The sequence below is a fragment of the Leifsonia sp. NPDC080035 genome (genome assembly GCF_040050925.1).
Lineage (GTDB): Bacteria > Actinomycetota > Actinomycetes > Actinomycetales > Microbacteriaceae > Leifsonia.
Genome location: NZ_CP157390.1, coordinates 811,775 through 828,340, shown reverse-complemented (window position 1 = coordinate 828,340; position 16,566 = coordinate 811,775). Strand labels below are relative to the sequence as shown.

At 70.0% G+C, this 16,566-nt stretch carries 23 protein-coding genes and 3 tRNA genes; 8 read left to right on the top strand and 18 right to left on the bottom strand.

From position 1 onward, the window contains the following. Window positions 1-21: 21 nt before the first annotated feature. The 3 genes from AAME72_RS04055 to AAME72_RS04045 all read right to left on the bottom strand — a co-directional run bounded on the left by AAME72_RS04055 (window position 22) and on the right by AAME72_RS04045 (window position 2,787). Entirely contained in the window at window positions 22-612 is a 591-nt protein-coding gene (locus AAME72_RS04055) for a low molecular weight phosphatase family protein (RefSeq protein ID WP_348788954.1), read from the bottom strand. Further along, on the bottom strand, window positions 609-2,024 hold the full coding sequence (locus AAME72_RS04050; protein ID WP_348788953.1) for a polysaccharide biosynthesis tyrosine autokinase: 1,416 nt from the start codon (window positions 2,022-2,024) through the stop codon (window positions 609-611). The genes AAME72_RS04055 and AAME72_RS04050 overlap by 4 nt, the downstream gene beginning before the upstream one ends. 208 nt (window positions 2,025-2,232) lie before the next feature. Beyond that, a complete protein-coding gene (locus AAME72_RS04045) occupies window positions 2,233-2,787 on the bottom strand; it encodes a helix-turn-helix domain-containing protein (protein ID WP_348788952.1) in 555 nt (184 codons plus the stop codon). A 123-nt stretch (window positions 2,788-2,910) separates the two neighbouring features. On the opposite strand from AAME72_RS04045, the gene AAME72_RS04040 reads away from it, so the two are divergent. Beyond that, window positions 2,911-3,498, top strand: a complete 588-nt coding sequence (locus AAME72_RS04040) for a DUF308 domain-containing protein (protein ID WP_348788951.1) — start codon at window positions 2,911-2,913, stop codon at window positions 3,496-3,498. Window positions 3,499-3,511: 13 nt separating this feature from the next. Beyond that, window positions 3,512-3,817 carry an EthD family reductase gene (locus AAME72_RS04035; protein ID WP_348788950.1) on the top strand — a complete coding sequence of 102 codons (306 nt, stop codon included), beginning with the start codon at window positions 3,512-3,514 and terminating at the stop codon, window positions 3,815-3,817. 6 nt (window positions 3,818-3,823) lie between these two features. On the opposite strand, the gene AAME72_RS04030 is transcribed toward AAME72_RS04035, so the two are convergent. Both AAME72_RS04030 and AAME72_RS04025 read right to left on the bottom strand, forming a co-directional pair. Then, a complete protein-coding gene (locus AAME72_RS04030) occupies window positions 3,824-4,162 on the bottom strand; it encodes a DUF1801 domain-containing protein (RefSeq protein WP_348788949.1) in 339 nt (112 codons plus the stop codon). A gap of 68 nt (window positions 4,163-4,230) precedes the next feature. Beyond that, entirely contained in the window at window positions 4,231-4,530 is a 300-nt protein-coding gene (locus AAME72_RS04025; protein WP_348788948.1) for a hypothetical protein, read from the bottom strand. Window positions 4,531-4,574: 44 nt separating this feature from the next. Here AAME72_RS04025 and AAME72_RS04020 point away from each other — a divergent pair, with 44 nt between their 5' ends. After that, window positions 4,575-5,330 carry an SDR family oxidoreductase gene (locus AAME72_RS04020; RefSeq protein ID WP_348788947.1) on the top strand — a complete coding sequence of 252 codons (756 nt, stop codon included), beginning with the start codon at window positions 4,575-4,577 and terminating at the stop codon, window positions 5,328-5,330. Here the strand turns inward: AAME72_RS04020 and AAME72_RS04015 are convergent. The 4 genes from AAME72_RS04015 to AAME72_RS04000 form a co-directional block, all read right to left on the bottom strand. Further along, complete coding sequence (locus AAME72_RS04015; RefSeq protein WP_348788946.1) at window positions 5,324-5,881, bottom strand: DUF6611 family protein; 558 nt, start codon at window positions 5,879-5,881, stop codon at window positions 5,324-5,326. The genes AAME72_RS04020 and AAME72_RS04015 overlap by 7 nt on opposite strands. Next, entirely contained in the window at window positions 5,878-6,450 is a 573-nt protein-coding gene (locus AAME72_RS04010; RefSeq protein WP_348788945.1) for a hypothetical protein, read from the bottom strand. The genes AAME72_RS04015 and AAME72_RS04010 overlap by 4 nt, the downstream gene beginning before the upstream one ends. 240 nt (window positions 6,451-6,690) lie before the next feature. After that, on the bottom strand, window positions 6,691-8,052 hold the full coding sequence (locus tag AAME72_RS04005; protein WP_348788944.1) for an MFS transporter: 1,362 nt from the start codon (window positions 8,050-8,052) through the stop codon (window positions 6,691-6,693). Window positions 8,053-8,152: 100 nt separating this feature from the next. After that, window positions 8,153-8,617 carry an SRPBCC domain-containing protein gene (locus tag AAME72_RS04000; protein WP_348788943.1) on the bottom strand — a complete coding sequence of 155 codons (465 nt, stop codon included), beginning with the start codon at window positions 8,615-8,617 and terminating at the stop codon, window positions 8,153-8,155. An 82-nt stretch (window positions 8,618-8,699) separates the two neighbouring features. On the opposite strand from AAME72_RS04000, the gene AAME72_RS03995 reads away from it, so the two are divergent. Then, the gene (locus AAME72_RS03995; RefSeq protein WP_348788942.1) at window positions 8,700-9,458 is read left to right on the top strand and encodes a metalloregulator ArsR/SmtB family transcription factor; all 759 of its coding nucleotides are present in this window, start codon (window positions 8,700-8,702) and stop codon (window positions 9,456-9,458) included. Between the two features lie 35 nt (window positions 9,459-9,493). Here the strand turns inward: AAME72_RS03995 and AAME72_RS03990 are convergent, their stop codons facing one another. Together AAME72_RS03990 and AAME72_RS03985 are read right to left on the bottom strand one after the other, a co-directional pair. Next, window positions 9,494-10,051, bottom strand: coding sequence for a DUF1697 domain-containing protein (locus tag AAME72_RS03990; RefSeq protein ID WP_348788941.1), 558 nt, complete (start codon window positions 10,049-10,051; stop codon window positions 9,494-9,496). 33 nt (window positions 10,052-10,084) lie between these two features. Next, complete coding sequence (locus AAME72_RS03985) at window positions 10,085-10,435, bottom strand: helix-turn-helix domain-containing protein (RefSeq protein ID WP_348788940.1); 351 nt, start codon at window positions 10,433-10,435, stop codon at window positions 10,085-10,087. A gap of 83 nt (window positions 10,436-10,518) precedes the next feature. Here AAME72_RS03985 and AAME72_RS03980 point away from each other — a divergent pair, with 83 nt between their 5' ends. Beyond that, window positions 10,519-11,505: a zinc-dependent alcohol dehydrogenase family protein gene (locus tag AAME72_RS03980; protein WP_348788939.1), complete on the top strand. Its 987-nt coding sequence runs from the start codon at window positions 10,519-10,521 to the stop codon at window positions 11,503-11,505. A gap of 9 nt (window positions 11,506-11,514) precedes the next feature. Here the strand turns inward: AAME72_RS03980 and AAME72_RS03975 are convergent, their stop codons facing one another. Together AAME72_RS03975 and AAME72_RS03970 are read right to left on the bottom strand one after the other, a co-directional pair. Then, window positions 11,515-12,390, bottom strand: coding sequence for a PhzF family phenazine biosynthesis protein (locus tag AAME72_RS03975; RefSeq protein WP_348788938.1), 876 nt, complete (start codon window positions 12,388-12,390; stop codon window positions 11,515-11,517). Between the two features lie 69 nt (window positions 12,391-12,459). Then, the gene (locus tag AAME72_RS03970; protein WP_348788937.1) at window positions 12,460-13,149 is read right to left on the bottom strand and encodes a TetR/AcrR family transcriptional regulator; all 690 of its coding nucleotides are present in this window, start codon (window positions 13,147-13,149) and stop codon (window positions 12,460-12,462) included. A gap of 82 nt (window positions 13,150-13,231) precedes the next feature. Between AAME72_RS03970 and AAME72_RS03965 the strand changes: the two genes are divergently transcribed. Then, on the top strand, window positions 13,232-14,068 hold the full coding sequence (locus AAME72_RS03965; RefSeq protein WP_348788936.1) for an NAD(P)H-binding protein: 837 nt from the start codon (window positions 13,232-13,234) through the stop codon (window positions 14,066-14,068). Between the two features lie 67 nt (window positions 14,069-14,135). Here AAME72_RS03965 and AAME72_RS03960 read toward each other — a convergent pair whose 3' ends face one another. Together AAME72_RS03960 and AAME72_RS03955 are read right to left on the bottom strand one after the other, a co-directional pair. Then, window positions 14,136-14,657, bottom strand: a complete 522-nt coding sequence (locus tag AAME72_RS03960; protein WP_348788935.1) for a hypothetical protein — start codon at window positions 14,655-14,657, stop codon at window positions 14,136-14,138. A gap of 139 nt (window positions 14,658-14,796) precedes the next feature. Continuing rightward, the gene (locus AAME72_RS03955; protein WP_348788934.1) at window positions 14,797-14,985 is read right to left on the bottom strand and encodes a hypothetical protein; all 189 of its coding nucleotides are present in this window, start codon (window positions 14,983-14,985) and stop codon (window positions 14,797-14,799) included. Window positions 14,986-15,173: 188 nt separating this feature from the next. On the opposite strand from AAME72_RS03955, the gene AAME72_RS03950 reads away from it, so the two are divergent. Together AAME72_RS03950 and AAME72_RS03945 are read left to right on the top strand one after the other, a co-directional pair. Further along, entirely contained in the window at window positions 15,174-15,395 is a 222-nt protein-coding gene (locus AAME72_RS03950) for a hypothetical protein (RefSeq protein WP_348788933.1), read from the top strand. Window positions 15,396-15,547: 152 nt separating this feature from the next. Continuing rightward, complete coding sequence (locus tag AAME72_RS03945; protein ID WP_348788932.1) at window positions 15,548-15,874, top strand: hypothetical protein; 327 nt, start codon at window positions 15,548-15,550, stop codon at window positions 15,872-15,874. 289 nt (window positions 15,875-16,163) lie between these two features. Here the strand turns inward: AAME72_RS03945 and AAME72_RS03940 are convergent. The 3 genes from AAME72_RS03940 to AAME72_RS03930 form a co-directional block, all read right to left on the bottom strand. Further along, a tRNA-Phe gene (locus AAME72_RS03940) sits at window positions 16,164-16,236 on the bottom strand. Between the two features lie 56 nt (window positions 16,237-16,292). Continuing rightward, window positions 16,293-16,369, bottom strand: a tRNA-Asp gene (locus AAME72_RS03935). Between the two features lie 51 nt (window positions 16,370-16,420). Next, window positions 16,421-16,493, bottom strand: a tRNA-Glu gene (locus AAME72_RS03930). Window positions 16,494-16,566 lie beyond the last annotated feature (73 nt).

Sequence of the window (16,566 nt, the reverse complement as noted above, 5' to 3'; positions counted from 1 at the left end):
GCTTGACCGAGCGCGCCATGGCTACGGGAACCCCGCGCTCGCCCGGCGGAGCACCGGGCCGATCGACCGGATGGCGGGGACGAGCTGCGCCACCGATGCGGCGTAGACGGCGTCATGCTGGCGGAAGGGGTCGACGATGTCGTCTTCCGCGGGTTCATCGGGGAGTTCTGCGACGCCGCGGTTGATCGCGGCGATGTCGACGAGCTTCGCCAGGCGCGCGTCCGCGTCGTCCTCCGCCGCGATCTCCGCACGGTCGTCGTCGTTGAGCGTGTCGAGAAGCCGCGCGAACTCACGGATCGTGAAGCTGGAGCGCGACCGTCGGGGCAGCAGCTCGACGACGCTCCTGCGGTGCCGGCGCGAGGCGACGAGCACCAGCTCTGTCTCGCGCAGGGTGTCGGCCGTCAGCTGCCGGGCGGCGTGCCCGTCCGGGTCGCCGCCGAGCTCGACGGAGTACGCGGCGGCGCGCTCGTCCATCGGGTGGCCGACGAGGGCGTCGGTGCCGGCGCTGCCGAGCGTCGCATCCACACCGGTGAGCTCACGGCGCAGCAACTGCTCCGCGAGCGGCGAACGGCAGATGTTGCCGGTGCACACGGTGAGGATGCGGAACGTCATGCCTGGGCCGCCCGCCGCACGCGGTGATCGCTCACCTCGTCGTCGACGATCTCGTTCTGCACGCCGTAGCCGTAGACGCCGTAGCCGTAGGAGTCCGGCCCCTTCACCGGGAGCATCGTGACGACCACCCCGACGAGGCGGCTGTCGATGTGGTCGAGGGCGCGGACCGCCGCCGCGAGCTCGTTCTTCTTGGTCCGGCCGGACGCCGCGGCGAGGATGGCGCCGCCGGTCAGCTTGCTGATCACCGCCGCGTCGGTCACGAGCAGCAGCGGGGGCGCGTCCACGAGGACGAAGTCGAACTCGCTCGTCAGATCGTTGATCAGGTTCGCCATCACCGCGGAGCCGAGCAGCTCGCTCGGGTTCGGCGGGATGGCGCCGGCGGGGAGCACGTACAGCTGGCCTCGGCCCCACTTCTGCAGCACATCCGTCAGCTCGGCGCGTCCGATGAGCACGTCGGTGAGGCCGACGGCGCCCTCGATGCCCATGTACTCGGCGACCTTGGGCAGCCGGAGGTCGCCGTCGATGAGCGCAACACGGGCGCCCGTCTCGGCGAGGCTGATCGCCAGGTTCGCGGCGGTCGTGCTCTTGCCCTCACCCGGCACGGAGCTGGTGATGACGTAGCTGCGCGGGCCGCCGATGTTGACGAACTGCAGGTTCGTGCGGAGGCTCCGGAACGACTCGGCGCGCGGGTTGCGCGGGTCGGCGTGCACGATCAGGGGACGCTTCTTGGCCGACGGGTCGAAGCTGACCGCGCCCAGGATCGGGCGGTCGGTCACCTGCTCGATGTCGTGCGCGTTGTGGATGCGCGTGTCCAGGATGCTGCGGAGGAAGCTGGCGAGGATGCCGACGCCGAGTCCGACGAGAAGGCCGAGCAGCACGTTGATCGGCACGTTCGGGCTGGACGGCCGGGTCGGCGTCGTCGCCGGCTGGATGGTCTGCACGTTGACGAGGCTGGCGCCGCCCTGCGCGTTCTCGAGCTTGTTGGTCACGATGTACGACGTGTTCTTGCCCACCGAGTTGGCGATGTCGGCCGCGCGCTGGGGATCGTCGTCGGTGACCGTGATGTCGATGAGCACCGTGTTGAGCGGGGATTCGGCCGAGACCTTCGCGGCCAGTGCACCGGGAGTGGTGTCGAGCTTCAGCTCTTTGATCACCCGATCGAGCACGCTCGCGCTGTCCACCACGCTCACGTAGCTGGTGACCGCCTGCCGGGCGAAGCTGGTGCCCTGCACGAGGTCGGTCGTCGCGGCCGTGTCCCCGGCGCGCACGGAGACGTACAGCTCGGTCTCCGCCTTGTACTTCGGGGTGGCCATCAGCGAGAAGACGGCGGCGACGGCGACCCCGACGAGGGCGCAGAGCGCGATGAGGATCCAGTTCTTGTGGAAAATCCTCAGATAGTCACGCAGGTCCAAACGTCTCTCCGACTCCAAGGCTCGGCCACGGCGGCGAGCGTCACGGTGTTCGGGCGCCCTGGCTCGGGTAAAGGTGGAACGCCTTTTCTATGGGAATGCAGCTAATACTCGCATATTTACGCCTTCGCACCGGATTCGGAAGAGTTTCGACGATGCGTGTCGTAATGCGTGCGCGGAGAGGCGCCGTCCCCCGCCGCGCGCACGTCCCTCAGGCCGCGGTCAGCGCGCGCGCACTCCGGAGGAACGACGCGGCGAGGGCGTCCGCGTCGTCGAGGTAGCCGGCGACCATTGCGCCGTCGCGGATGAGCATGAGGTCGTCGGCGGTCGCCGCAGGGTCATCCAGCCCGAGCGGGCGCACGATGTCGGCGAACGTCGTCTTGCACCAGGCGCGGTGCGCATCCACCTGGATGCGGACGGCGCTCGCCGCGTCCGGGTACTCGGCGGCCGCGTTGATGAAGGGGCAGCCGCGGAAGCCCTGCTCGCACGCCATCGTGCCCAGCTGCTGGGCGATGAGCTGGAACGTGCGGTCCGGGTCGCCGCCGGCCGCCTCGATCGCCGCCGTGATCCCGGCGCGCTCCTGCTCCGCTCGGCGCTCGAGGTGCGCCACCACCAGATCGTCCTTGCTCTTGAAGTGCCGGTAGAAGGTGACCTTTGTCGTGCCGGCCTTCTCGATGACCTTGTCGACGCTGACGGCGCGGAGACCGTCCGCGTAGAACAGCTCGGTCGCCGCCTCGATCAGCGCCTCCCTCATCGACGTCTTCACGCTCCCGATCATAGGTGCTCCCTTCCGAGCCTCTTGCGCCCGCTGCCTGTGGTCGCTACGGTGTAACGATGTAGAGTGACTAGTCATTCTACATCGATCACTCGACACAGGAATGGACACCGCATGACATCGGTCACACCCCTCTCACGCCCGGCGACGATGGCCTCGGCGCTGCGCACTCTGTATTTCGTCCGGTTCGGCTTCGCGGTCGTCTGGGCGATCCTGGTGGCGGTGACCGCGACCGCGATCACGCCGCTCGTCGCGGTGCTGCTGGTGATCTATCCGGTGTTCGACGCGATCGCGGCGGTGATCGACCATCGTGCGTCGCGCGGGACGAGGTCGTCCGCGCTCCTGTACGTGAACATGAGCCTCAGCGCCCTGGCCGCGATCGGTCTCGCGTTCGCCGCGACGTCGGGCCGATCGGCCGTCCTTCTGGTGTGGGGCCTCTGGGCGATCGCCGCCGGGGCGGTGCAGTTGATCGTCGCTGTGGCGCGTCGCAGCCTCGGCGGTCAGTGGCCGATGATCCTGAGCGGCGGCATCTCGGTGCTCGCCGGCCTCGCCTTCGCGCTCCAGTCCGGCGGCGCGTCCGCCTCGCTGGTCGGGGTCGCGGGCTACGCGACCCTCGGCGGCGTCTTCTTCCTGGTCTCGGCTCTCCGCCTGCGGCGCACGGCGCGGACGGACTCGACACAACAAACCGACAACAACCGATAGGAGAGGGAACACCATGCCCACCAAGATCACGATCATCATCGACAACCCCGCCGAGCCGGAGTCCTTCGAGGGCGGCTACCCGGAGATCGAGTCGCTCGCCGGGAGGCTCCCCGGTGTGCGCCGGGTGGAGTCGGCCAAGGTCTGGCCGAAGGAGGACGGCACCCCCACCCCGGCGCACCGCACGCTCGACCTCTACTTCGACGACTACGACGCCGCGTCCGCCGCGGTCGCCACCCCCGTCGCGGGCGAGTTCTTCCAGCGTCTCCTGGGCACAGGGGTGACGTTCACCGGGCTGTTCTCCGACATCGAGCGGAGCTGACCGTCGCTACGCGACCGCCTTCCGGATCAGCCCGCGCAGCGTCTCCTCCGTCGCGGCGTCGAGCGAGGTGATGTTCCACACGAGGGGGTGCATGCCGGCGCCATCCTCATAGGCGGGGTTCAGATCCTCGCCGAAGCCGAAGGCGATGAAGTCCGCGCCCGTCTTGATGTAGCAGACGTCCTTGCCGTCGCGCGTATAAAAGGGGAGTCCCCATCGCACGATCGGCTCGAGCGAGGGTGCGCTCTCGCGGATGATCGCGTGCAGCCGTTCGGCGATCGTGCGGTACCGATCCGGCGCCCCGGCCAGGTTGGCGAGAACCGCTGCGTCACCCTTCTTGGAGAACATCGCCGATCGACCTCCCTCGGTGCGATGTGAGCTCGCCTCACGATACCGCGGCGGGATGGTCGCGTGACCTAGCGAAGGGCGACCGGGAACAGCTCCGTGCGCGCCACCACCCGGTCCCGGACGCCGGTCAGCGCGACCCGGTCGGGGTCGGCGACGTAGGCGTCGAGCGCGCTGTGGTCCGGGAACCGGTAGAGCTGGACCTCGTGCGGCCGGCCGTCGGCGCCGTCCCCGACGGCCCGCTGGATGACCTCGCCGCCGTGCCGCGGAATCAGGGCGAGCACACCGTCCTCGTACTCGGTGAGTGCTTCGGCCTCGCCGTCGCGAGCCCACAGCAGGCAGCAGAGGAGGATCTCGGAGGTCGGTGTCATCGTCCCAGCGTAGGGGTGCCGCGCCGCCCGTTAGGCTGGCGACCGTGTCGCTGAACTCACTCTTCGGGCTGAACGGGCTGACCGCCCTGGTGACCGGTGGCAGCTCCGGCATCGGCAGGGCGATCGCGGTGGCGCTCGCCGACGCGGGGGCCTCCGTGCTGGTCGCCGCGCGGACGTCGTCGAACATCGACGCCGCCGTCGGCGGGATCGTCGCCGCCGGAGGGGCGGTGGAGGGCGTGCGGGCCGACCTCTCGACGCGGGACGGCGTGCACGCGCTCGCGGACCGGGTGCGAGAGGTGGACATCCTCGTCAACTCCGCCGGCATCAACCTGCGGCCCCCGATGGCCGAGCTGGATGAGGCGACCTGGGATGCGACGATGGCGGTGAACCTGGACGCCCCGTTCATCCTCGGGCAGCGGCTGGCACCCGGGATGGCCGAGCGGGGCTTCGGCAGGATCATCCACATCAGCTCGCAGCAGGCGCATCGCGCGTTCGCCTCCAGCGGCGCCTACGGTGCGTCCAAGGCGGCGATCGAGGGACTGGCCCGCTCCCAGGCGGAGGCGTGGTCGCCGTTCGGCGTCACGGCCAACGTCCTCGTCCCCGGCTTCGTCGAGACGCCCCTGAACGCGAGGCTCAGCGCCGACCGGGATACGGTCGCCGCGCTCGCGGCCCGGACCCTCGTCGGCCGCAACGGCCGCACCGACGACTTCGCCGGCGCCGCCGTCTTCCTCGCGGGCCGGTCGGCCGGCTACATCACGGGCCAGTCGATCGCGGTGGACGGCGGCTTCTCGGTTCACTGACGCGCGCCCGGCCGTGGTGCCCGAGAGCGCGACGCACCGTCCGGCAGCATGTCGTAGACCTCCGCCCACTCCGCCTCGTAGGTCGCCGGATCGACGCGGCCTGCCCGGCGTCGCGCCTCCAGCTCCGCGAGACAGGCCGCGGCCGCACGGAGGAGGTGGACGTCGCCGAACTCCCGGATGCCGCCTCCGACGTACTCGGAGGCGACCGTCACGACCCGGCAGCGCTCGCGCAGCGCGCGCGTGAGCCGTGCGGTGACGAGGAATCCGCCGATGTAGCCGGTCATCACGGTCGCCAGGCCGAGCACTGGGCCGGCGTCGCCGAGGAGGACGAGCGTGAACAGGGAGAGGATCGCTCCCGCGACCGGCCACGAGTGGCTCAGGTGCAGCAGCCGCCGCTCGGCCGGGGTGATGCCGGGCGGGTACACGGTCAGCCGGACCCGCTGCCAGAGTCCCCGGGTCGCGGGTGAGACGTCGACGGTGCCCCACGGGGCGGGCCCCTCGAGCAGTCGCCGCGCGAGCTCGTTCACTCGTGCGGGGAGGTTCGTGGTCATCGTCCGCATCCGGACGGGGTCCACGGATCCGGTGCCGGCAGGTCCTGCGTCGCGCGGGCGAGATGGCGTCGGTCCGGGTCGACCTGGTGCAGGAGGGCGGCGCCGCGACAGGGCACGGCGAGGAGGTCGCCGACGCGCAGATCGGACACCAGTTCGCCGACGCGCAGGGGAGTGGTAGCCTCGCCCGCCGGGTGGATGCGCGCCTGCGCGTCGCAGGCGGTGGAGATGCGGCCGATCATCCGCAGCTCGTCGGCGACGACCGGCGTCTCCGCGAGGCGGGCGTCGATCCAGACGTCGATCGTGCCGTCCGTGGCCCCGGCGATCGCTGTCACACGCGTGACGATCACGGATGCGGTGTCCGTCGCGGAGGGCATCCCTCCTGTGCCGGGGACCACCGCGGCCGCGGTGTGGATGCAGGGCGTGCCGCACCATTCGGCCAAGCGGGTCAGGGAGACTCCCGCGATCACGACATCGCACAGCGATGCGGTGGTGAACTCGGGCCAGAGGTCGCGCCCGAGCGGGTTCGGCACGGAGGCGCGAAGAGAGGGGATGAGATGCGTCAGGGTCATGCGGCACCTGCGGAAGGAAGGATGTTCACAAGCGTCGGTTCTACGCCGCGGGCGGCCACCGTGGTGGACTCCTAACGGAACCCCGACGCGCGGGCGCCCGACCCTCACGGTTCCCGAACGTCGGGGGTAGGGGCCACCTCCCACGCGCCCTCCGCCGGCGGGACCAGTTCATCGAGAATCGTGACCGTTCCGCCGAGGCGCTTGCGCACATCGGCCACGATCGGCGGGCTGCGGGCGGGCTCAGGGGAGTGCGGTGACGGTCTCCTCGGCTTCCTGGCGGGGTCGAACGACGCACCAGACCGCGCAGGCGAGGGCGATCACAGCTGCCGCAGCCCAGCCGGTCGGCGTGCCGAAGGCGGTGGCGACGAGGACGATGACGGCCGTGCCTATCGCGGTTCCCAGCTGCGCGCCGGTGTTGACGATCCCGGCGGCACTGCCCGTCAGAGCGGCTGGAACCGCGGTGCCGGTCCGCGTGGCGGCGACGGAGGCGGCGGCGAGGCCGAGTCCGCTCGTCGCGAGTCCGGCGACCATCCCGGCGACGCTGCCGATCGTGACCGCGAGGACGAGGGTGCCGATGGCGACGAGGGCGAGACCCGCGGCGGCGAGCCGATCGGGGCCGAGGGCGGTCGCCACCCGTGCGGTCGCCGCCGAGCCGGCGACCACCGCGATGCTGAAGACCATGAGCGTGAGGCCGGCGAGGACCGCCGGCAGTTCGATGAGATCCTGAAGGACGAGCGTTGCGAGCACGGCCGACGAACTCGTGGCGGCAGTGTTCGCGAACGACTGCACGGTGCCGCGCCGGAGGTTGCGGGAGGCGAACGCGGCGCGCGGGATGAGGGGCGCTGCGGCCGTCCGCATTCTGAGAACGAAGGCCGTTGCGAACAGCCCGGCGAGCACGATCAGCCCGATGGCCGGGAGCAGAGCGCCCTTCTGCTCCAGGAGGGCGGCACCGCCGATCAGCGGCATCACGCTCATGACGAGGAGTACCGCGCCGAGGATGTCGAGACGCACCCTCTCGTGCTGCGGGGGCTCATCCCGGGCGAACCCCACCACGAGCGCGACCAGTGCGGCCGCGACGGGGACGTTGACCCAGAACACGGCCTGCCAACCGATCGCGGAGGTCAGTGCGCCTCCGACGAGGAAGCCCGTCGCGCCGGCAGCCGCGCCGGAGGCGCTCCAGGCGGCGATCGCCCGATCCCGCTTCGCGGCGTCGGTGACGGTGTGCAGGATCAGTCGCAGCGCCGACGGCGCGGAGAGGGCAGCAGCAGCGCCCTGGACCGACCGAACGATGAGGATCGCCACGATCCCGCTCGCGGTTCCCCCGAGGATCGAGATGCCGCCGAAGATCACGATCCCGATCAGCAGGATGCGGCGGTGACCGTAGCGATCACCCAGGCGCGCACCGATGATGAGCGTTGCGCCGAAGAACATCGCGTACGTCGTTGCCAGCGGCCCGGCCGCTGCCGGATCGGCCCGGACGCCCGTGAGGATCGCGGGGATGGCGGTGACGACGCTCGTGACGCCGAGCACGTCGACGAACTGGACGAGGCAGAGCACCGCGACCGTGACCGCCGCCGATCGACCCCCGCGGCCTCCCGTCATCGCCCAACGATACGACTCCGCCCCCGGACCGCCAAGGGCGGCCGCAGCGGTTCGGTGCGCAGATCGATCCTGCCGGGGGAGACGAGAGCCGCGTGCGAGATCATCGCGGGGTGACGAGCCGGGCCAAGTTGTCCAGCTCGTTGGCGCGTCCGGCGAGCAGTCGCTCTGTCCAGACGTCGTCGTGCAGCTCCTCCACCTGCATGACCACGCGCGTGCCGTCCGCGGCCGGCTCGAGGTCCACGACGGTGAGCTGCTCGTAGGGCTCGTGGTCGGGCACGAAGTCGATGACCGACCGGTAGGCGATCCGGCTGGGTTCGCGGAGCTCGGTGAACACCTTCCGCGCCCGCGTGCTGAGCGGCAGGCCGTTCTGCTCGAGGAAGGCGACCTGGGCCGGGTCCTCCGCGGTCATCGTGTAGACCAGCTCCCCCTCGGGGCGGAGGTCGATGCGCTCGACCTCCGTGCGGAAGCCGTCCGGCGACCACCAGCGGGAGATGCCGTCGGCGGTGGTCCAGAGCTCCCACACCGTCTCGGGCGACGCGGGGACGGTGCGTTCGATGGTCTTCATTGTTCGGTCCTCTCTCTCGGATTGCGTCGGTACGTGCGAGACGATATATTCGTCAGAACGAATGTGTCAAGAGGAGAGTGAGATGGAGGCTCAACAGGCGCTGGCGGCGATCGGGGAGCCGACGAGGTTCCGCATCCTTGGGGTGCTCGCCTCGGGGCCGCGTACGGTGGGCGAGGTGGCCGCGGCGATCGGTGCGCTGCAGCCGCAGACCACCAAGCACCTCCAACTGCTGGAAGCGGTCGGCGTCATCACCGTCGAGCGGCTCGGTCGCCGTCGCCTCGCGCGGGTCGACCGGGACGCCGTGCGCGAGCTGGCCGACTGGCTGGGAGGCTTGGCCTCCGCCACGGCCGACGACGACGCCCTGCAGCAGTACGCCGCCGCTGTCCGTGCAGGCGGAGCGACAGCCGACATCCTGCTCCAGCGCACGATCGCAGCGACCCCCGATGCGGTGTGGCGCGCCTGGACAGACCCGGCCCAGGCCGCGCGCTGGTGGGCGCCCCGGCACTTCGAGGTCGTCCGCTGCTCCGTCGCGGCCGAGGCCGGTGCTCCGGTCGAGCTCGTGCTTCGCGAGGGCGACGGCGCCGAGTACGCGTCCGCCGGGGTGGTGCGTTCCGTCCATGACGGGCGGCAGCTCATCTTCGATCTCTCGCCGGTCGATGAGACGGGTCGGCCCGTCTTCGAGGTCATCGTGGATGCGGTGCTCGATCCTTCCGGTGACGGCACAGCACTACGCGTGCACATCACCGCGAGGGGCGCCGACGCCGACGCCGCGCCGATGCTCGCGGGACTCGAGCCCGGCTGGAGCCAGCAGCTCGACCGGCTCGGTGAACTGCTGCAGTGAGCGGCTGGTGACTGCTGGCCGACGTCGGTGCCCGCTCAATCGTCGTCGAGCAACTCCAGGAGCCGTGTCGTCACACGCCAGGTCCGCACGGTCATCTGCTGGAACATCGGCATCGCCATCACGCGCTGGATGCGGGTCTTCGTCGCGAGAGCGGCCGAACGGGAGAAGTACAGGGCGCCGGGACCGATCGCCATCGAGTCGACACCCTCGCGCAGCTCGGGGAGCTGGGCGAACGCCGCTTCTGCCGTCAGCGGGTGCTTCACGAAGAACACGTCGCTGCGCAGCTGCGCGGAACCGTGTCCTTCGGGCGCTGCCGCGACCGTGGCGGCCAGCTCCTCACGCGAACGGACGACGACCAGGACGGGGGCGGGGAACCGATCCGCGAGCAGCCGCTCGATCCTGCTCTCCAGCGCGGGTCCGCCGGCGTGGTTCGTGTCGAACAGCACGTTGCCGCTCTGGCCGTGGGTCCTCACGTGTTCGAAACCGCCATCCCGGAAGACGGACGCCAGGTCGCCCATAGCGATCGGGTTCACGCCACCCACATTGATTCCGCGCAACAGCGCGACGTAGCGCGTCACCCGTGAGTCAGCCATGAACCGAGGGTGCCAGACACCACCGACTCCGGTTCAGGTCGCCGGTTCCTGGAAGTCCGTGATCGCCGGGCCGTGCTCGCGTGCCCACCGGGTGAGTGCCTCGATCGGCTCGTCGAGGGTCCGTCCGAGCTCGCTGAGACGGTACTCGACGTGCCGGCCGTTCAGCGGCACGCGCTCGACGAGTCCGTAATTCTGAAGCCGCCGGAGCGTGTGGGTGAGGACCTTGCGCGAGACTCCGCCGATCAGCTCGATGAGTTCGGTGTGCCGCCGCGGGCGGTCGCGCAGCGCGTGGAGGACGAGCACCGACCATTTGTCGGACAGGATCTCGATCGCCAGCCGGGTGGGGCAGTCGGCGAGGAACACGGAGCCGGCCTGATCGAGCATGGACCCACGTTACCCGGAGGTAACGGTCGGGTTCGTAGCGTGGAAGACGGCTGGGGGCACGCCCCGGCGGGAGAGGGGTTCACATGTCGCGCGTCGTCGTCTTCGACCGGTTCGGAGGGCCGGAGGTTCTGCACGTGGTGGACGAGGAGGCGCCGGTGCCGTCTCCCGGGGAGGTCGGGGTGCGCGTCGAGGCGACTGCGGTCAATCCGATCGATGCGATGATGCGCGCCGGCGCCTCGCCTGCGCCGGTCCCGCTCCCGCACGCCCGGCTGGGCATCGAGGCGACGGGGATCGTGGAGGCTGTCGGGGACGGCGTCGCAGGCGTCGCGGTGGGCGACGCCGTGATCGTCACGGCCATCCCCGATGCGCACCGCCGCGGCAGCTATGCGGATCGGATCACCGTTGCCGCGAACTCCGTCATTCCGCGTCCGGCAGAACTCACCGTTCCGGAGGCGGCGGCCGTCTGGGTCGCCTTCTCGACGGCGTTCGGCGCGCTGGTGGAGGTCGGGGGGATGCGGCCGGGGGAGCGGGTGGTGATCTCCGGCGCGTCGGGCGGCGTCGGGCGGGCGGCCATCCAGCTCGCGAACCGGATCGGCGCCGAGCCGATCGCGGTCACCCGCCGCTCGGCCCGGGTCTCGGAACTGCGCGCGGCGGGTGCTGCCGAGGTCGTCGCCACGGACGAGGTCGACCTCGTCGATGCCGTTCGCGAGATCACGGGCGGCGCCGGTGCCGACATCGCACTCGACCTTGTCCGGGGCCCGGGACAGCGGGAACTCATCCGGGCGCTTCGCCCGTCCGGATCGTTGGTGGCGGCGGGCTTCCTCGACAGCCGACCGACACCTCCGGTCGAGGATCCGACCGTACGGGTCGCGAACTACCGCGGGTTCGGCCTCCTGTCGGACACCGCCGCCGTCGCCCGCATGGCGGCCTCCCTGAACGACGGTGTTCGCGCGGGTGCGTTCCGCCCGGCCGTCGACACGGTGGTGCCGCTCGAGCGGATCGTGGAGGCGCACGAACGCTTCGAGCGCGGCGAGAACGGTGGGCGCAAGATCGTCGTCACGACCGTCTGAGGCGGGACGTCAGAGCCGGAGCGCTCCGGAGCCGGTGATGACGCCGGACCCGCTGATCGTCACCTGACCGGCGTCGACGGTCACCGCGATCCGGCTCGGCCGACCGAGGGAGCGGCCCTGCTCGATGATCACGGGCGCACCCGTCGCGGCCGCGCCGTCCCGGACCAGCAGCGCCGCCAGGGGGCCGGCGGCCGTCCCGGTGGCCGCATCCTCGGCGATCCCGACCGTCGGGTTGAAGAAGCGCGCGTACGCCCGGGCAGCGCTGTCGGCCGGTGCGGCGGTCGTGTAGACGTAGCAGCCCTCGGCGCCTGAGGCTGCGAGCACCGCCTTCAGGGCGCGGGGATCGGGGTGGACGGCATCCACCGCCTCCGCCGAGACCAGCGGGACGAGGAGGTGGGCGGCGCCGGTCGAGCCGACCTCGGGGGAGCCGGCGACCGTGGCGTCGGCCACCCCGAGAGCGGCGGCCAGCGGTGTGACGTCCGCCACCGTCGCGGTGAACGCGGCAGGCGACTGGTCCATCGACACCCGCGGCCGTCCGTCGTCGTCCCAGTCCACCCGGACCGGCAGGATGTCGTCGCCGATCTCCTGAACGAACGCACCGCCGGTGCCGAGCCGTCCCGATTCGGCGAGCCAGAGCCACGCCCCCATCGCGTTGTGGCCCGCGCCGAACACCTCGCTGCCATCGGGGGTGAACGACCGCAGCCGCGCATCCGCCCGTTGGTCGGTCGGCGCGACGAGGAACGTCGTCTCCGACTGATTGAACTCGCGCGCGATCGCACGCATCGTGTCTTCGTCGAGGGGATCCGCATCCGGCACGAGGGAGAGCGGGTTGCCGGTCAGCTGCCGGTCGGCGAACACATCGATCCAGAAGAACGGGACGTCCATAGGAGGATCATGCCCCTCCTCGGCTGCCGCTGCGCGAGCCCGACCGGTGTGTGACCGCTCGGCCCCCCATCAGGAAGCGGAGCGGTCGATTCCATCGATGAGCACCCGGATCGCGAAGGTGCGTCGGGCCTGATCGTCCGGGCTCGTCAGCAGCGCGGCCCGTTCCCGGATGCGGGGGAAGCGCTCGGGGTCAGCGTTCTCATATGCCGCTCGCACCTGTTCGCGTTCGCCGTCGCCCCGGTTGCCGTTCGGCCGCACGGTGCGCTCGATCGCGGACGAGGCGGCGAACTGCGCGATGAGGTCCACGGCGAGCGCCGCACGCTCGGCGGTGATGCCACCCGCCTCCATGAGGGAGAGTTCGTGTTCGGCGAGTCGGAGCGCTCCGGGGAGGACGGGGATGGTGCCGAGTGCGACAGAACCCAGTCCCGGGTACCGCGCCAACGTCTCGATCGTGTTCACGATCGTCTCGGCGAGCGCTTCCCGCCACCCGAGCCCACCGTCGTCGATGTCGACGAGCTGGACCTGCGCGTAGGCGGCGTCCAGGACGTGCTCGAGGAGGACCTCGCGGCTCGCGAAGTACGCGTACAGCGATGCCGGCCCTGTCTCCACCTGGTCCGCGACCTGCCGAAGTGCCACAGCATCCACTCCGCGCTCCCGGATCAGACCGAGCGCCGCATCGACGATCGACTGGGACGTGAGGGGGGCTTTCGCCGAGCGTCCGCGGCGCCGCCCCATCGACGGTGCTGCCTGCTGTGCCATGGCGGAAGCCTACCACTTGACTCGAACGCTGTTCGTAACGAATACTGTTCGCGAACGGTATTCGTAACGGTGGGAGGAAATCATGTCGGTTCTGGTCGTCGGGGCGAGTGGTGCGGTCGGTGGCGCCGTGGTCACGGGGCTGATGGCGCGCGGAGTGGAGGTGCGCGCCTCGAGCCGGACTCCGGAGAAGCTGGCGCTGCCCAGTGAGGTGCAGGTGTTCGCGGCCGACCTGAATGAGCCGGCGTCGTTCGCTGCCGCACTGGAGTCGGTGGACCGGGTGTTCCTCTACGCGGACCTGGCGGAGCCGGAGGCGCTGATCGCTGCGTTCGCTGCGGCCGGCGTGCGGCATGTGGTGCTGCTGTCGTCGTCCGCCGTGACGTTCCCTGGTGCGGCCGAGGATTTCAACGGCTCCCGGTTCATCCGAGTCGAACGTGCCATCGAAGCGTCAGGGGCTGCATACACGTTCCTGAGGCCGGGCGGGTTCGCAAGCAACGCCGCCCGGTGGAGCTGGGGCGTCCGGAGCGAAAGCGCGGTGCCGCTGCCCTACCCGGAGGCGGTGCAGGCGCCCATCCACGAGCAGGACATCGCTGACGTCGCGGTGATCGCCCTCACCGGAGACGACCTGATCGGGAAGGCGCCGGTCCTGACCGGTCCGGAGCGGCTGACGTTGCGGCAGCAGGTGGACACGATCGGTGCGGTGATCGGCCGACCGGTGGCGGTGATCGAGCAGACCGAGGAGGAGTCCACTGCGATGCTCTCGCGGTACCTGCCCGAGGTGTGGGTGCGGCAGATCGTGAAGGACTGGAGGGAAGCCGTCGGCGCGACACCGTCCATCTCGAGCGAATACGAACGCATCACGGGAAGGCCCTCCCGCACGTTCCGAAGCTGGGTGGAGGACCACGCCGACCTGTTCCGCTGAACTCGGTCGGGAGGCGCGGATCCGAGCTGTTGCGGTCGCCTTCGACCGCACCGGGTGAGCGTGCCGCTCAGGGGATCGGCCGGGGATCGGCCGCCCGCAGCCGTTCCGCCGCGACGGCCGACGTCTGCCCGATGGGGAAGAGCTCGATGGTCTTCGCGTACGGCGTTACCGGCTGCTCCGTGCGGATGGTGATGACTCCTCCCTTCGTCTCGACACCGACTCCGACGGTCTTCCTGACGCCGTCGATGGACACGATCGCGGACCACGAGATGAGACCGAAGTCGGTCAGCCTCCGGCGCATCAGGGCCCACAGGTGGATGCCCTGCGTCGTGGCAGCGACGGCGACATCCACGCCGCGACCCGGCACGCCGCGCGGGTCGGCGAGAAACGGCACCGTGTTGAGCCGGCTCCAGTAGCCGAGCACCGTCGGCTCGTCGATTCCCGCCGCTTCGAGCGCCCTGCGCAGACGCGAGCGGCGGGCGAACGTCAGAGCGACGGACAGCGCAACGATGACCACCACGGTGAGGACCACCGCAAGCACGATCAGCACCGGGTCCAGGTGGACGCCCTCGGCCTCCGCATACCTCACGCGCGCGATGAACCCGGCAAGCAGCACGACGAACGCGAGGGCGTGTATCCCCAGTACCGTCCACGCACCCCGCCGTCGCCTTCGCTCCTCTGCCGACATGGCGGCACGGCCGACGGGCGCCGTCGGCCTCGCACGCCGATCAGCGATCACGGCCGCCGCCCCAGTCCGGCCCCGGGATGTTCGGATCGGCCGCGTCGCCGGGCATGCGCTGGATCGTGCCGCCGCTCGGGAGCCGTCGCACCGGGTCCTGTTCCCGTCGGCCGGGCGGAGGCTCGTACGCCCGGCCCGCTCTCCACCAGGTGATCAGTCGATCCCACACGGTCGCCATGTCTCGTGACGCTATACCGATAGGCCCGAGCGGCGGGGCCTGACCGCAGTGCCTGTGAGAAGCCGCAGGACGGCCCCATCGTACGAAGGAGCCGCGGGTCGTGTGTCGCACGCCCGCGGGTCGCTCAGCAGCGGGGCTCGCGGCGCAAGTGCGCCGTCACCTCCATCGATACGGATGTCAGCACGTTAATGGTGGCTAACCCAGAAATGTTCTCGTCATCGCGTGTCGAGGACGTCGTGGTGAATATCCGGGATTTCCAGACGGCGGGCGTCGTGGCGCACGCGCGTGGCTGCCAGCTCTACGCGCAGCGCTCCGGTCGGATGGATGTAATGGGCAAGCGGGTGCAGGTCAAGAGCGATTACCTTGCTCTCTGTGTGGAGGCCATGCAGGACTTGGTCGACGTTCTGTAGGACGTTCTAAGGTGGGGGACGCGTGGGAAGCGCGGGCCTCTTGATCTTGTGTAGAAGATTCCGGGGCAGTGTTCGGGTCAGCCCCACTTTCTAATGATGCTGAGGTGTCGTTTCGCTGACCAGTAGTCCGCCTTCGGAAATAGAGTCGGAACATGCCAGTAGCCGGGGATCGACGATGGGCACTTCTCGATAGTGCGGGCCCGATGGTGACGGCATGGTTTCGATCGCGTGGCGTGGTCGCGACGAGGTTCGTTGCAGCCTTCCCCGAGCTTCCGGGCGCAGGCATATGGCTGTGCACAGCAACCGATGAGGAACGGGACGACTTGCGCCGCGACACCGAGCTCGTAACGGCCGCTCGGGACGTGCTACATCAGGTCGGATTCTCCCCGCTCGACTTGGCCGAAACCGGCGTCGTCGTCGAGTCGCAGCAGACAGTTGACCGCGAATATGGCGGCAGCTGGTTCCACGCCATGCGCTAGCTTCAGCGGTTGCGGATTCGCAGGCTTCGACTAGCGGTAGTCCTCGGTCTTGAGCGGGTGCTGCGCCCACCGGTTGACCGTGCTAGCGGCCACTCCTAACGCTGCCGCGGCCTCGCGCTGCGAGTAGTTGCCGTGACCCAGATCTACGCGGACACAAGGCGCGGCGCTTTCCGGCGTGGGGGAGTGGCCTTGTCTGCCGACTGGGAGAAGTCGATGGGTCAATCTGAGGGAGGTGTTTTCAAGGGAAAAGCAAAGGCCCCGCTTCAACTGAGTTGAGCGGGGCTTGCGGTGGCTCCGACCGGCATCGATCCGGTGACCTTTCGATTTTCAGTCGAACGCTCTACCAACTGAGCTACAGAGCCTCACCGCCGAGGCGGTGGTAGACGGAAGCCCTTCCGAATGGAAGGGCTTCTCGCCGTGGCGACCCTGACGGGACTTGAACCCGCGACCTCCGCCGTGACAGGGCGGCACGCTAACCAACTGCGCTACAGGGCCTTACTGTGGTGCTTTTCAATTGTAGTGGACGCCATCGGTGCTGACGGACAGTGACCCCAACGGGATTCGAACCCGTGCTACCGCCGTGAAAGGGCGGCGTCCTAGGCCGCTAAACGATGGGGCCGGATCGTCCCGAATCGCTTCCGCTTTCCGATGACCACCGACGAACAAGCATACGGAAGTCCGCTCTATTAAGC

Excerpts from the sequence above, each read along its gene's own strand:
- AAME72_RS03980 (WP_348788939.1), top strand. The coding sequence starts at position 10,519 with ATGTCGCGCGTCGTCGTCTTCGACCGGTTCGGAGGGCCGGAGGTTCTG.
- AAME72_RS03995 (WP_348788942.1), top strand. The coding sequence starts at position 8,700 with ATGGAGGCTCAACAGGCGCTGGCGGCGATCGGGGAGCCGACGAGGTTC.
- AAME72_RS04005 (WP_348788944.1), bottom strand. The coding sequence starts at position 8,052 with ATGACGGGAGGCCGCGGGGGTCGATCGGCGGCGGTCACGGTCGCGGTG.
- AAME72_RS03975 (WP_348788938.1), bottom strand. The coding sequence starts at position 12,390 with ATGGACGTCCCGTTCTTCTGGATCGATGTGTTCGCCGACCGGCAGCTG.
- AAME72_RS04015 (WP_348788946.1), bottom strand. The coding sequence starts at position 5,881 with ATGACCACGAACCTCCCCGCACGAGTGAACGAGCTCGCGCGGCGACTG.
- AAME72_RS03955 (WP_348788934.1), bottom strand. The coding sequence starts at position 14,985 with ATGGCGACCGTGTGGGATCGACTGATCACCTGGTGGAGAGCGGGCCGG.
- AAME72_RS04030 (WP_348788949.1), bottom strand. The coding sequence starts at position 4,162 with ATGTTCTCCAAGAAGGGTGACGCAGCGGTTCTCGCCAACCTGGCCGGG.
- AAME72_RS03970 (WP_348788937.1), bottom strand. The coding sequence starts at position 13,149 with ATGGCACAGCAGGCAGCACCGTCGATGGGGCGGCGCCGCGGACGCTCG.
- AAME72_RS03965 (WP_348788936.1), top strand. The coding sequence starts at position 13,232 with ATGTCGGTTCTGGTCGTCGGGGCGAGTGGTGCGGTCGGTGGCGCCGTG.
- AAME72_RS03990 (WP_348788941.1), bottom strand. The coding sequence starts at position 10,051 with ATGGCTGACTCACGGGTGACGCGCTACGTCGCGCTGTTGCGCGGAATC.
- AAME72_RS04000 (WP_348788943.1), bottom strand. The coding sequence starts at position 8,617 with ATGAAGACCATCGAACGCACCGTCCCCGCGTCGCCCGAGACGGTGTGG.
- AAME72_RS04040 (WP_348788951.1), top strand. The coding sequence starts at position 2,911 with ATGACATCGGTCACACCCCTCTCACGCCCGGCGACGATGGCCTCGGCG.
- AAME72_RS03945 (WP_348788932.1), top strand. The coding sequence starts at position 15,548 with ATGCCAGTAGCCGGGGATCGACGATGGGCACTTCTCGATAGTGCGGGC.
- AAME72_RS04025 (WP_348788948.1), bottom strand. The coding sequence starts at position 4,530 with ATGACACCGACCTCCGAGATCCTCCTCTGCTGCCTGCTGTGGGCTCGC.
- AAME72_RS04035 (WP_348788950.1), top strand. The coding sequence starts at position 3,512 with ATGCCCACCAAGATCACGATCATCATCGACAACCCCGCCGAGCCGGAG.
- AAME72_RS04010 (WP_348788945.1), bottom strand. The coding sequence starts at position 6,450 with ATGACCCTGACGCATCTCATCCCCTCTCTTCGCGCCTCCGTGCCGAAC.
- AAME72_RS03950 (WP_348788933.1), top strand. The coding sequence starts at position 15,174 with ATGGTGGCTAACCCAGAAATGTTCTCGTCATCGCGTGTCGAGGACGTC.
- AAME72_RS03985 (WP_348788940.1), bottom strand. The coding sequence starts at position 10,435 with ATGCTCGATCAGGCCGGCTCCGTGTTCCTCGCCGACTGCCCCACCCGG.
- AAME72_RS04055 (WP_348788954.1), bottom strand. The coding sequence starts at position 612 with ATGACGTTCCGCATCCTCACCGTGTGCACCGGCAACATCTGCCGTTCG.